The sequence below is a fragment of the Planococcus donghaensis genome, assembly GCF_001687665.2.
Lineage (GTDB): Bacteria > Bacillota > Bacilli > Bacillales_A > Planococcaceae > Planococcus > Planococcus donghaensis.
Genome location: NZ_CP016543.2, coordinates 2,605,552 through 2,620,038 on the forward strand (window position 1 = coordinate 2,605,552; position 14,487 = coordinate 2,620,038).

The window sequence follows — 14,487 nt, forward strand, 5'->3', positions numbered from 1 at the left end:
TTTACCATTTTTACATGGTTAAATAATTACTAGACAATTTTGAGTGTACCATTAATGCTGGTGTATTAGTAAAGACATTTTTGTATTATTTTTAATTTATTTTGTTTGATTATTTGATTCATGAGATTTAGATACTACTTTAATAGTTATAAAGTACTGGGTCGAAACATACCGAACAAAAATAATCTTTTTAAACCATACTTTATTCTTATTTATTAAAAAAACCCATTAATTTGAATAAATATCTGCTATTATCACTATCAGATAGAAATTAATAGGAGGAAATGACAATTTTATGAAAAAAGTATTCTCGAAAATTGCCCTGTTTCTTGTTGCTGCTGTTTTTGTGATTTCAAGTTTTGGTGTACAACCGGTTTCTGCTGCAAGTAATCCATTTAAGGATGTTTCATCATCAGATGAAGAGATTTTGTATTTATGGAACAAAGGTTTGATAAATGGTGTTGATAAAAATTCGTTTGGACCATCTCAGTCAGTCACGCGCGAACAGGCTGCTACATTGATTGGTCGAGCATTAGGCCTAAACGGCACATTGCGTAAAACATCGTTCCCTGATGTTGATCCAAAACGTTATAGTTCAGGTTATATTCAATCAGCTTACGAAAAAGGCATTATTACAGGAAATTCTAATGGTACTTTCCGTCCTCAAGATACAATGACTCGTGGAGAAATGGCTTACTTACTAAGTCGTGCTTTTAAATATTCAAATACGGGCAACGTTTTCTTTACAGACATTCAAGTAGATACAAGCTCAACTAGTCTCTACACTGCAGTTAGTAAACTAGCTACTGCTGGTATTTCAAACGGTACTGGTACTGGAACGTACTCACCGAGCAACAAACTAATCCGTGAAGAGTTTGCTATTTTCTTAGCTCGCGCATTAAACTCAAGCTACCGAGTAACTTATAAAAACGTCACAATTGATAATTTACGTGTCACAGTAAACAGCTTAAACATTCGTACTGGCCCAAGCACAGGTTACTACGCGCTTGGCAAACTAAACTCAGGTGACGCATTCGCAGTTTATGGTTATAAAGGTGAATGGGCATATGGGAAAAGCGGCAGCTACACAGGCTATGTTCACTCTGATTATTTAGCAGAAGCTGTACCAGCTACTGCTAGCAGTCGTTATATCACACTTGATCCTGGCCACGGTGGTCACGACGGTGGTGCTACAGCAAACGGGTTATTAGAAAAAGATATTAACCTTGACGTTGCAAAACGTGTCGAAGCAAAATTAAAAGCAAAAGGCATTAAAGTTTATATGACAAGAACAACGGATGTATTCCATTCATTGGGTGCTCGTGTTGATAAAGGTGTGGCTAGTGGATCAGATACATTCCTTAGTATTCACACGAATTCAGCTGGAGCGCACGGCGCAAGCGGTTCTGAAACGTACTATTCTGCTTCAGTAGGAAGCGATAGCAAGGAATTAGCAACGTTTGTTCAAAACAGACTTTACAAAGCAATGGACCATCCGAATCGCGGCGTTAAAAACTACGGTTTCCAAGTGCTTCGCACGAATCCACTTCCAGCTGCGTTAGTAGAATTAGGATTTATTACGAACACTTATGATGCTTCGAAATTAGGTTCTAGCACGTACAAAGATCGTGCTGCTACAGCGATTGCTGCAGGAATCGAAGATTATTACAACTGGAAAGCAAAAAATTAATTTTAAAAACGGACTTTTAAGTCCGTTTTTTTGTTGTATACTACATGAAAGTGTAATCTTTCAGGAGGGATTCTATTGAAAAAATTATCAATTTTGGCACTCTCTGTGCTACTTATCAGTGGATGGGCCAGTAGCAATGCCTCCGCTGAAGCCAATGACGCTTCAGATCGCGTGATTATTTCATTTAAAGAAGACATTGACTATGACTTGCTCGAAGAAATGGGCGCAGAAATTCACGAGGAATTTGATGCTATTTCAGCCGTATCCGTTACCTTGCCAACCGAGCAATTGGTTCAAACCGCAAGCAACGATTCTTCTATTGAATACGTAGAAGAAAATTCAATTGTTACCGCAGCTGGTCAAACAACTACTTGGGGTTACCGGGCAGTTAAAGCGAATACCGCAACTAGTCTTGGCTACACAGGCAAAGGCGTAAAAATCGCCATCATCGATTCAGGTATTAATTCCAAGCATCCAGACTTGAAAGTCGCAGGTGGCGTTTCCAAAGTTGAAAATTCAAGTGCGTTTACAGACGGAAACGGACACGGCACTCATGTTGCTGGCGTAATTGGCGCACAAAACAATTCCATCGGTACAGTTGGTGTTGCACCGGATTCATTGATATACTCCGTTAAAGTTTTGTCAGCTAATGGTGTTGGCACTTTAGAGGGTGTTGTGGCCGGTATTCAATGGGCCATTGACCAAAAAGTCGACATTATCAATATGAGTTTGACGACAATAAACGAAGACCAAGCTTTACGAGATATTACCCAAAAAGCATATGACGCTGGCATTGTGGTCATTGCCGCTTCTGGAAACGAACGAGAAAAAGGATTGTATAAAGACGTTCTTTACCCAGCACGCTTTTCTTCTGTTATCGCTGTTGGATCTGTATCCAAGCTCAACAAACTGTCTTACTTCTCAAATTACGGTGCTTCACAAGAACTCGTGGCACCTGGCGAAGGCATTTTAAGCAGTTTTACAGACTCTAAAACAACTTCTAACGAAGATTACGCGGTTTCTGAAGGAACCTCTGTCGCTTCTCCTTTTGTTGCCGGTACGTTCGCGCAATATATGGAAGCTTATCCGCATCTCTCGAATAAACAATTACGCGAAACGGTGAAACGAGCAGCAGTCGATCTCGGCGTCAAAGGTCGTGACAATACGTACGGCAATGGCCTAGTACAATCACTCCAGACCAAAGCAGCATTGTTCCCAGATTTAAAAAATGACGTATGGTACACGTTACCGATTCAAAAGAACTTTGAACGCGGCATTATTACTGGACTCACTGACGGCACATACCGTCCTGATGCAACTATTACACGTGCCGAAGCCATTACGATGATTGGCCGTGCATTAAAGTTGAATAAAACCAATACCAATCACCATTTTAGTGACGTACCAAAAGACTCTTTTGCAGCTGGCTATATCAATAGCGCATATGAGTTAGGCTATATTAAAGGAGTTAACGCCAGCGAATTCCGACCAAACGATCCTATTAAACGTGGCGACATGGCAATGATTATGCAATCTGCGTTTAAACTTGCCGGTACTCAACAAGCTGCCTTTAAAGATGTTCCAAAAACTATGTATTATTACGATGCGATTCAAGCCGCTTATTCAACGAAAGTTGTGAAAGGTTACTCGGACAACACATTCCGTCCGAAAAACCCAATCACCCGTGCAGAAAGCGCTGAAATCATTAACAATGTGTTGAAATAGTGATGTAGGCCCAACCGGTTATGCCGGTTGGGTTTTTTTGTGGGGTAGGCGTGGTGAATGTGCTGAGGTGTGAGGGTGGGTGTTTGCTCCGCATTCACGTGCATTTTTTATGTGGATTTACAAGCTTACGTTCTTCTTACGTGAAGTTTCCGGTTTTTTACATGAATTTTTGGTTCTTACATGAACTTTTCACTCTCTTACATGAACTTTTAATCTCTTTACATGAATCCACAAGCTCACGAGTTTCTTACACGAACTTTTTACTTCTTTATATGAACTTTTGGTGCTCTTACCTTAACTTTTCGCGTTCTTATATGAATTCACCCGATTTTGATTTCTTTACATGAATTGTTCGCTTCTTTACATGAACTTTTTATCTCTTTACACGAACTTTTCAATCTCTTACATTAACTTTTGATGCTCTTATGTGAATCCACTCTATTTTGACCTCTTTACATGAACTTTTCGCTTCTTTACCTGAACTTTTTATCTCTTTACATGAACTTTTGATGCTCTTACATGAATCCACAAGCTCATGAGTTTCTTACACGAACTTTTTGCTTCTTTACATGAACTTTTTGTTCTCTTACATGAACTTTTGATGCTTTTACCTTAACTTTTCGCGTTCTTATATGAATTCACCCGATTTTGATTTCTTTACATGAACTTTTCGCTCTCTTACATGAACTTTTTATCTCTTTACATGAACTTTTCAATCTCTTACATGAATTCACCCATTTTGATCTCCTTACCTGAAATTTTCACACGCTCGCCCCGCTCCACCCGCCTCTCAAACCCCACTCTTCTAAACTCCTTCACAGCCTTCTACCCTTTCACAATAACGTGACCAATAAAACAACACTTCGTCTCTCCTAGACACGTTCATGAGCGTTTTAACTACACCCTAACAATAACTACCTAAAAATATTATATATTTACAATATTTCACACATTTTTCCCCATAAAAAAACTGCAAGTCTGCTCGATTAGCTCGAGGAGACTTGCAGTTTTGGATGACATTTATTTGTTTGTAATAGCTCTATGGACAAATGCTGTATATTCTGCACGTTTGGCATTTGCATTCGGCTTAAATGAACCGTCGCTGTGGCCAGTCGCTAAACTGTGTGCAGCAATTGTGTTGATTGAGTTTTCAGCCCAGTGACCTTTAATATCTGTAAACGATGTTGATGGTGTTGATGCTGATAAGGCAAATGCTTTAGTTAGCAATTTGCTGATTTCTGCACGCGTGATGTTTTCATTTGGTGCAAAGTAACCTGGTGAACGTCCGTTAACGATTCCAGCTTTCATGACAGCGTTAATGTTGCCAGCTGCCCAGTGTGATGCGGGTACGTCTTTGAACGCAGAGCTTTTAACCGGAGCTAGTTTTAATGCACGCGCAATGATTGTCGCTGCTTCTGCTCTTGATACATTATCATTTGGCTTGAAAGTGCCATCACCTTTACCGGTGATGATTCCTGCTACGCTTAAGTCTTTAATTTCTGTAGCTGCCCAATATTTTGAAGATACATCGTAATATTGTCCAACTGAAAGAGCTGGTTTCGAGACAGTAGTTGTTTCGTTTTTAACTTCACTAAGTCGACGAGCGCCTGTGTATTTTGGTCCCCAATATGGGTTTGTGTTTAAGTTCGCGATTGTTATCCCGCCGCTAGTTGCAGAAATGAAATCGCCGTTACCTATGTAAATTCCAGCGTGTGAAATTCCAGGCTTGTACGTATTTGAAAAGAAAACCATATCGCCTTCTTTTAAATTGCTTTTGCTAACTGCTGTTCCATTGTTGTACTGCTCAACAGAAGTACGTGGAATCGAAATATCAAATTCGTTAAAAACATATCGTAAGTATCCAGAACAATCAAATCCTGAAGGAGTTGTTCCTCCAAATTTGTATGGTGTTCCTAAAAATTTCTTAGCGTATGTAGTTAATTCGTTTGGTGTAGCTGCACTGGCCTGTGTCGTGTTGAATGGGCTAACTGATATTAATAAAATAGCAATTATCATGAGTATTAGACGTTTCTTCACTTGGCACCTCTTTAGTTGAATTTCGGGATGGTGATCAGGCATCAACCGTTAATTACTTATTTAATATATTTTTGATTGTAACAGTGAAAACTCGAAATCGAGGTTACATTTATGTTACAAATGTGTAACAAAGCATATTTTTATGTTTAATTTTAGGAAAAAAAGGGGATACAGTACTTAAAAATTTTCCAAGCTGCGATGTTCCCACCTAACTTTTTTTATGAAAAATTACACGTATTACACCAAAAAAAAGACCCTTTTGCGCGTGCGCAAAAAGGTCTTCTGATGGGATTATTTGTGGCGGGTTTCGCCTTCACCCCAACATTCCGTGTTTTTCAAACCGGGGATGTTTTTCGCAAAGAACTCTGGGTTTTTCCCAGCTTTGCGCTGGCTTGTGTAATCTTCCAGTACTTTAAAGGCTGTTTTCCCGAGTAACGCAATAACGACTAAGTTAAGAACAGCCATAAAGCCCATAAACAGATCGGCCATATTCCAAACCAATTGAACTTGAGCAAGTGCACCAAACATAACCATGGCTAGTACGCCAAAACGGTAAGCCGTTAACCAAGCACTATGAGCGTTAATAAATTCGATGTTCGTTTCACCGTAATAATAGTTACCGATGATCGAACTAAAGGCAAAGAACAAAATAGCAATTGCTAAAAAGTACGGTGCCCAGCTGCCCAGGTGAACATTCAACGAATCTTGCGTCAGCAAAATTCCAATTTGTTCACTCGTCGTATACAGACCTGCCAAAATGATAATAAAAGCAGTTGCCGAACAAATCACAATTGTGTCAAAGAATACGCCTAAACTTTGCACAAGGCCTTGTTTTGCAGGATGCGATACGTTAGCAGATGCTGCAGCATTCGGTACAGAACCCATACCCGCTTCGTTTGAGAACAATCCTCGACGAACACCTTGCATAATGGCAGCACCAATACCTCCACCGATTGCTTCTTCTAAACCGAAAGCACTTTTCACAATAAGTGTGAACACGGCTGGAATTTCCGTAATATTCATGATGATGATGTAAATCGCTACGATGATGTAAATTGTGGCCATAACCGGCACGACTACTTGCGTTACTCTAGCAATTCGTTTAACGCCACCGAAAATAACGATTGCCGTTAATAATACAAGCCCTAATCCAATTGTCCAATCTGGAATATTAAAGACGTCCTCAAATGATTGAGCAATCGTGTTTGATTGAACCGAGTTAAAGATAAAACCAAATGCCAGTGTTAACAAAATAGCAAAGACAATTCCGAGTTTGCGGTTGCCGAGTGCTTTTTCCATGTAATAAGCAGGACCACCACGGAATTGTTCGCCGTCGCGGATTTTGTAAACTTGAGCTAATGTACTTTCAACAAAAGCGGTAGCCATCCCGATAATCGCGACCATCCACATCCAAAAAACCGCTCCCGGTCCACCAATGGCAATGGCTAAAGCAACACCTGTGATATTGCCTGTTCCTACGCGTGAAGCAGTAGAAATTGTGAAAGCTTGGAATGCTGAGATCCCGCTATCCCCATCTTTTTTCTCCATGATTACACGGAACATCTCACCAAACAAACGAACTTGAACGAATTTAGTGCGAACCGTAAAGTAAAGGCCAAGGCCCATAAGAAGTGCAATTAATATGTATGTCCAAAGCAACGTATTGGCGTTATCAACGAACCATGTGATTCCATTTAAAATAGCATCCATTTTTCTTTCTCTCCCTTTCAATTAACTCGTAATCAATACCCTTTTTTAAAGGGGGAAAAACGTTCTTTTCCAATTCCTATAAAAATGAGACCCTCTTGTAAAAGAGGGTCTCGGATGTCGGCTCTGTTATTTTATCATGTGTTTTTATACCTTTAGAATTTTTAGTGTTTTAAGATATTTTTAGTTAAGTAGCTTTTAACGTATTGGCTAACACACGGGCACCGATATCAAGCGCTTTGTGGTTAAAGTTCATATATGGATGATGAAGTCCTGGTGTCAAGTCTGCTCCGATGCCAATCATTGCCGCGTGCAATGCAGGTTTTTTGATCGTATAAAAATGAAAATCGTCAGCACCTGTCGTATGAACCGGCGCAGCTGTTGCAGCGTCTCCTAGTGTTTCTCGAATTGCGGCGTCCGCAATTTGCATCGCGGTTTCCGACACTTCAGCAGCAGGTGTGTAATCGGTCCATTCGAATGTGATTTCGACACTATGTAGTTTTGCAATACTTGCTAATCCTTCCCCAATTCTTTGCTGAAGTTCTTTCATCAAGTCGTTTGACTGTGAACGGACATCCATCGCAAAGTTGGCACTTCCCGGAATGATGTTCAAGCTATCACCACCTGTTTGAATGTGTGTTAGCTTTGCCGAATACGATTCAAACGGAGAAAAGTAAATCGACTTGACGAATTGATGGATGGCCGCAATGACATCAATAGCATTTTTGCCTTGATGCGGACGTGCTCCGTGCGCATCGACTCCCGTAATTTTTCCTCTTAAGAAAATTCCCGAGCCGTGATGCAAGGCTGGCGTTACTTGCCCAAACGGTAATTCTTCAATGGGACGCAAATGGACGCCGTATAAATGCGACACGTCGTCAATTGCCCCACGCTCAATCATCGAAAGCGATCCATTCCCCACCTCTTCTGCTGGTTGGAAAATAAAACGCACACGTTTCGTTAGTGTTTCATCTTTCAAATACAGCAACGCACCAAGTACCATCGACATATTGGCATCGTGTCCACAGGAATGGTTGGCTTGTAGCTTGCCATCAACTTCTTGCCACAGGGCATCAATATCCGCACGCACCGCAACTACGTCCGATCCTTGACCAATCTCAGCAATCAACCCGGTCACATCTGCAAACGTATGATGTTTTACACCTAGTTCCGTCATAATGGCCGCAAGTTTTTTTGTGGTTTCAACTTCTTTCCAGCTCACTTCTGGATGTGTATGAAAATGGGTAAAATACTCAAGTATTTGCTGTTCGATGTTCATAGGCTGGTCTCCTTTGGTTTAATGATTATCCTTTAATAGTTTGATTGTACAGGAGTGGTGTGCAGAATAAAATGGGGTGAGTTTGAGTGGTTGCACTTTCAAGAGCTAATTTCCTGATTGTCTAAGCAGTTGGTTTTATTTGTGAAATGATTGCTGCATGTATTTGCGATACTTTCTTCCTCCAACTGGCTGGCAATTGTTGTTGAGCAGAAATCGTTTGGCCGTGTCTAAGTTTTTAAGTCCGATAAAATCACGGCACTCAGCTGTATTGATGGTGGGTTTTATTAGCATAAACCATTCGTACAGTGTATGGATGTGAGCATCCTTACTAATAAGTCGGCACATTTCGCATTCCCAAGCGACTTTGGTTGTCGTCATTTTTCCGAAATGGCAACGTGGACAAAAAACGCCCCCTTCGATTTCGGATGGTTCAATTTGAAATTTTGGAGCGAGCGGAAAGGGTTGATAGTTTTGATGAGCCGCGAGAAATGCGTGGCCCAGCTGGTAAAGTTCATCCGTAGAAAGAATTGGCTTTGGCATGTGTAAGTTCGACAGATAAAAGTTTAGTTCGCCTACTGCTAAAATGCGCGCGTTTGACGGTGCGTCTTGGACAATTTGTGAAGGATGGGCAATGACAATTAGGCTAGAAATCGGCAAATTACAGCCAAGAGTTTTTAAAAACTTGCCCATTCGGATCGCTGTTTCATTCATTTGCGTGACGGGACTTTTGTAGCTCTTTATTTCGCCATCGGCCAAAATCGAATAGAGTGCGCTCGGGTTTTGTTTGAATTGCAGTTTCCCCGTAATGTTTTTGACTTCAAGTAAAATCACGCAGCTTTGCGTAATCAAAACGGTATCGACTTGAATTTTGTATGGTGCCGGCAATGAAAAATCTTGGATAAGTTGATAGGCATAAGGTGGATCAAAAAAATCGAGCGCTTCGTCCAAACGCTCTTCCCCAGCAAAACCTGCTCTTGCATTATTGAGACTGTTTTTGATGGCGGCACGTTTTGGGTGAGTTGGTGAAATTCTTTTTAATAACGCTTCGTAGCCTGCAATTTTTATTGGCTTTTCTCGGTATTTGATAATCATAAACTCCCTCCTTTTTTATTAGTTTAGCAGGGTTTTCGGATTTTTACCATTTATATCCAAATATGATTTTTGAAGAGGCTATATGGGGCAAATATGAGATTTGGAGGGGGTGTGTGGGTATTTCTATATGAAGTTTCTATTACCCGAACTTTCGAGCTCTTTACCTGAACTTTTTTCACTCTTACATGAACTTTTCACTTCTTTACATGAATCCACGCTTTTACATGAACTTTTCCTCTCCTTACCCGAACTTTTGAGCTCTTTACATGAACTTTTTTCACTCTTACCTGAACTTTTCGCTTCTTTACATGAATCCATGCTTTTACACGAACTCTTCCTCCCCTTACCCGAACTTTCGAGCTCTTTACCTGAACTTTTTCCACTCTTACCTGAACTTTTCACTTCTTTACACGAATCGCACTTTTTACAGCAACTCTTCCTCCCCTTACCCGAACTTTCGAGCTCTTTACCTGAACTTTTTCCACTCTTACACGAACTTTTCACTTCTTTACACGAATCGCTCCTTCCACACAACAATCCTCAAAAAAAAAAAGCCGCCTTAGTGGCGACTTTTTACGGGTATTGAGAGGATCATGTCTTCTAACAGGACCGGCATTTCTTCGAATGTGTTTTTGATGTGTAGACGTTCTGTGCGTTTGTGTGCATCTTTGCCGTAAGGACCGACGTTTAAGACGGGTGCTTTTAGCTCTTTCATTGCTTGGAATGGGATGCTGTACGAATCGCCGTAAACGGGTGTGTTGTTTTCGTACGCGACCCAGCCGTCGCTTTGGTCGTTGTAGCTGACGTAGCTCAAGTCTGAGATGCCGTTGAAGAAATGACCTTGTTTGACTTCGAGGTCGAATTTTTCTTTGGCGTTTGTTGTGACTTGTTCGACGCAGCGTTTGACCAATTCGTTTTCAGATGAATTAACGGACGGGTAATACGGTGGTGCGAACATCAGCACCATTGCCGGCGTTAGTTCTTGGCAGTTAATGAGCAAAATATCTGTAACGTGCATAGATTTTTCACGTATGTCTAAGTCGGGCATCATTAATGTTTCGTGTAACAAGTCTGTGATGTAGTCGTGGCCGAATTTATTGCGCGCGTATTCGATTAGTTTTTCGTAGCGCATGACGTTAATGCCGCCGACAGGTTCGATGTTTTCACGTTCACACATGGCGTGGTAATCGCGTTCGCAATGGGCAGCTGCTTCGATGGCGATGTTCTCGAAAATATCGAATACTTCTCCTGCGTTGCGTTCCATTGTGAAGACGTTGTACATCGCTGACGTGCGATAAGGAGTCTGCGCTGAGTATTCTAATTTCATATCCCGTTGCGTTAACGTTACCGGTAGAGGTGTTGTTTCGCCGTAGACCACTTCTTTAAAGCTGGTGTTCCATTCCATGCGATGTGTTAAGTATGTTGAAATATAACTTGAGGTAATACCTGATAAAGGTTCTCCAACATGGGTTTCTTTTCCATAAAATAAAGCGGAGGGCATAATTTTTCCAATAGATCCCGTATATAAATAATGGGACGTATCTCCAGGTTTCATTCCAAAAACAGGTTCACCGTTTAAAAAGAGAATATATTCTAAGCCGTGCTTACGCTCAAGGTCGAGCAATCTCGAAACACCATAGCGCATGCCTGCTGAGTTTACTTCTTCATCTGGAACTGTAAGGAGCAGTAAATTGATCGGCCAATTTTCAATAGCAGCTTTTTCGATCAATGCCATGTGAAGCGCAAGTCCAGCTTTCATGTCCATCGTGCCGCGGCCGAATAAGTATTCTCCAGAATCAAGATCTTTTAATGTGTCGACATCTAATTCGTCGCGAATAAGTTTAAAGGCTTCGCCTAATTCTACCGGGCTACAAGCTAAAGGTTCCAAGTCGCCATATTCGCCAGTATGAACAGTATCGAAATGACTAAGTAAAACGATGGTATCGACTGCTTCTGGGTGCTTGTAAAGAGCGGTAATGCTTTGGCGTTCCCAATTGACTTCTCCTGCACTAATATAGTCAGGATTTTCCTGAAAATATGGAAGCTCCATTAATTTATCTTTTAGCTTGTAAGCAAATTCCACTTCTCCATCTGTTAAAGTCATACTTTTCCAGCTGACAAGTTCACATAGTAATTGTTGCAGTTTTTCTGGCGTTCCCCATAACGTAGCCACGGCTCTTCACTCCTCTAGTTGCTTAAAGCTATTTATCTATCTACTCTCCATTATAGATACTTGTATCACAAATAAAAAGAGGGCTGCAAAAAAACGGCTCAAGGTGCGAGCCGTTTCTTGCGTTTTTTCAATAAATCTTCAGCTGCACCTGATCCAAATAGCACACCAATGACAATAAGCACCAATCCATATATATGCCCTAACGTGATTTTTTCATTTAACAACACGCTGGCGCCGACTAATGAAAACAAGGTATTTAAGTTCATAAAGATTGCCGCTTTTGTTGGTCCTGCTTGGCCAATTGAGTAATTGTAAAGCATATGACCAACTGCTGTTCCAAGCATCGCGGAAAACACAAACGCAACCCAAAACGAAATAGGTGCCGCAGCGAACGCTTTGATTTCTCCTGGTTCTTGTAGGAGTGAAATGATGAACAATACGAGAGAGCCTGTTATAAACATATACCCTGTTAAGATGCGCGGATCGAGTGTACGCGCTGCATTGGCAATGACAATATAGCTCAATACTTGCGCCAATATGGAGATAAACACAAAAATATCTCCCACGTTTAACCCTGTTGTCGCCCCACTTCCAACCATTACTGTCGCAGCGACTCCTGCAAAGCCCACCACAACGCCGAACCATTGCAACTTAGACGGATAATTGCGCATAATGAGCGACACGAGCACCGCCGTTAACATCGGACCCGTTCCTAAAATTAACCCCGCATTCGAACCTGTCGTAATTGATAAACCATTTGATAAGAAATAATGGTGTGCTACTACATTTAGTAACGAGCCGAGAAAAATAAATTTCCATTCGCTTTTAGCTGGCCAGCGGAACATTTTAAAGCTCGCGAGTATGGCCATTACCGATAATCCCGCTAACAATATACGAAAAGCCGTTAATGTGACAGGCTCGACATAGCCCAACATGTATTTGACGGCCGATAAATTAAAGCCCCACACAATCATGACAGCCGTTAAGATGCCGTAGATTTTCCATTTATTCAATCGCCAAGACCTCTTTTCGACCCTCCAGAGAGAAGTCTTTATTTTATTGTATTGTATCGATACGCTTTTCTGTCGATCAACAAACTAAACGTGATAAAAGCTGCAAGTGACAACAATACTGGCACCGTTACCGTATGTACACCGAACAAATTGCCGTTTTCGATGTTGTAAAAATGAATGACGATATAGCTGAAAATTCCCGTCGCCATAGAAGCCATCGCTCCGTATTTATTGCCCCATTTCCAATACAAACCAAGAACAATCGGCCAAATAAACGCGGCTTCTAACCCGCCAAATGCGAATAAATTCAAGAAAATGAGCAGCTCTGGTGGATTTAAAGCAAGTAAGAAAACAATAATTCCAAGTATGCCTGTTACACCAAACGAAATCTGTTTAATGGTTTTCATCGTGGCATCAGGTTTTATGTAATTCAAGTAAACGTCTTTAACAATCGACGAACTGACAAGTAACAACAGCGAATCGACGGTCGACATAATCGCAGCCATTGGAGCCGCGAGCACGATTCCTGCAACCCACGGCGGCAACGTTTCTAGCGCAATAAGCGGAATGACTTTGTCTCCAATTTCGATTCCTGGCATAACCGGACGGGCAAAAACACCGATCAAATGCATGTTGAGCATAATAAACCCCGTAACAATTGTGCCGATAATTAATGCCCGGTGCATCGAACGCGAGTTTTTATAAGACATGGCGCGCACCGCAATTTGTGGCAAGCCGACAACACCGACTCCCACGAGTATCCAAAATGACGATACGTAAGCGGCCGTCAAATTGCCATCTGCGCCGTATGGCGTAACCAAGTTCGGGTTTTCATTGATCAAATCGTTGACGATATTCGGAATCCCGCCACCCGCGATAATAACCGCGATCAATAGGACAAGGGTTCCGACGAGCATTACCGCCCCTTGCACAGCATCGGTCAAGGCAACGGCTCGGAACCCACCGATCGTGACATACACCAACACGCTAATAGCAAACAAAAACAAAGCCGAGTTATACGACAAGCCGGTTAATGATTCAACAAGTCGTGCGCCGCCAATCCATTGAGCTGCCATAGCAGAAAACAAGAAAACGATAATGCTAAAAGCCGATAACAATACCACAATTGTGCTATTGTAACGCGCTTTTAAAAAATCGATCATCGTTACTGCTTTGTAGCGACGTGCCATAATGGCGTATTTTTTCCCGAGAATCATCAAAACGAAATAACCGGTTACAACTTGCGCCATGGCGAGCAGTACCCAGCCAAAGCCCATCGTATAAGCTGTGCCGGGACCACCAAGAAAACTTGAGGCACTGCCGTATGTCGCAACCATTGTCATCGCGAGAACAAAGCCGCCAAGTTCTCGGCCGCCTAGAAAATAATCACTAATAAAGTTAGAAGACGCTGATAATTTCCGGCTAGACCAATAGCCAATAAAAAAGATAATTACTAAAAAGGCAAGCATCGGGACCAATACTGCGTAATTCATCAAAGCTCCTCCTCTTCATCAAATGGGACTGCCGTGAAAAAGAATTTTACGATGACGATCACCAACACGCAGATCAGTAAAAATCCAACAATACAGCTATAAAAAAACCAATCCGGCAAACCAAAAATATAACTATATTCTTCAACGGGGCGCGAGCCTAAACCGTAAGCAAAACCAAACCACCAAATAAAATTAAATAAGGCTAATCCTACGCCAATCAACGCTTCGCGGTGAGCTATTTTAAAACGCCAATCCGTTTCTTCCATGCCATCCACTCC

10 protein-coding genes are annotated in these 14,487 nt (G+C 41.5%); 2 read left to right on the plus strand and 8 right to left on the minus strand.

Features of this window, described 5'->3' with window-relative positions:
* The first annotated feature begins 295 nt into the window (after positions 1–295).
* Together BCM40_RS12830 and BCM40_RS12835 are read left to right on the plus strand one after the other, a co-directional pair.
* Positions 296–1,690 carry an N-acetylmuramoyl-L-alanine amidase gene (locus tag BCM40_RS12830; protein ID WP_065525559.1) on the plus strand — a complete coding sequence of 465 codons (1,395 nt, stop codon included), beginning with the start codon at positions 296–298 and terminating at the stop codon, positions 1,688–1,690.
* A gap of 75 nt (positions 1,691–1,765) precedes the next feature.
* The gene (locus tag BCM40_RS12835; RefSeq protein WP_065525558.1) at positions 1,766–3,415 is read left to right on the plus strand and encodes a S8 family peptidase; all 1,650 of its coding nucleotides are present in this window, start codon (positions 1,766–1,768) and stop codon (positions 3,413–3,415) included.
* A 1,020-nt stretch (positions 3,416–4,435) separates the two neighbouring features.
* Here the strand turns inward: BCM40_RS12835 and BCM40_RS12840 are convergent.
* From BCM40_RS12840 to BCM40_RS12880, 8 genes are all read right to left on the minus strand, one after another.
* The gene (locus tag BCM40_RS12840; RefSeq protein WP_065525557.1) at positions 4,436–5,452 is read right to left on the minus strand and encodes a C40 family peptidase; all 1,017 of its coding nucleotides are present in this window, start codon (positions 5,450–5,452) and stop codon (positions 4,436–4,438) included.
* Between the two features lie 291 nt (positions 5,453–5,743).
* A complete protein-coding gene (locus BCM40_RS12845) occupies positions 5,744–7,162 on the minus strand; it encodes an alanine/glycine:cation symporter family protein (RefSeq protein ID WP_065525556.1) in 1,419 nt (472 codons plus the stop codon).
* 184 nt (positions 7,163–7,346) lie between these two features.
* Positions 7,347–8,438 carry an amidohydrolase gene (locus BCM40_RS12850; protein WP_065525555.1) on the minus strand — a complete coding sequence of 364 codons (1,092 nt, stop codon included), beginning with the start codon at positions 8,436–8,438 and terminating at the stop codon, positions 7,347–7,349.
* Between the two features lie 135 nt (positions 8,439–8,573).
* Complete coding sequence (locus BCM40_RS12855; protein ID WP_065525554.1) at positions 8,574–9,530, minus strand: nuclease-related domain-containing protein; 957 nt, start codon at positions 9,528–9,530, stop codon at positions 8,574–8,576.
* Positions 9,531–10,089: 559 nt separating this feature from the next.
* Positions 10,090–11,703 (minus strand): M20/M25/M40 family metallo-hydrolase, encoded by a 1,614-nt coding sequence (locus BCM40_RS12865; protein ID WP_065525552.1) that lies wholly within the window; start codon positions 11,701–11,703, stop codon positions 10,090–10,092.
* Positions 11,704–11,801: 98 nt separating this feature from the next.
* Positions 11,802–12,716: a DMT family transporter gene (locus BCM40_RS12870; RefSeq protein WP_065525551.1), complete on the minus strand. Its 915-nt coding sequence runs from the start codon at positions 12,714–12,716 to the stop codon at positions 11,802–11,804.
* Positions 12,717–12,754: 38 nt separating this feature from the next.
* Positions 12,755–14,209, minus strand: a complete 1,455-nt coding sequence (panF, locus tag BCM40_RS12875; protein ID WP_065525550.1) for a sodium/pantothenate symporter — start codon at positions 14,207–14,209, stop codon at positions 12,755–12,757.
* On the minus strand, positions 14,209–14,475 hold the full coding sequence (locus tag BCM40_RS12880; RefSeq protein ID WP_065525549.1) for a YhdT family protein: 267 nt from the start codon (positions 14,473–14,475) through the stop codon (positions 14,209–14,211). The genes panF and BCM40_RS12880 overlap by 1 nt, the downstream gene beginning before the upstream one ends.
* Positions 14,476–14,487: the final 12 nt, after the last annotated feature.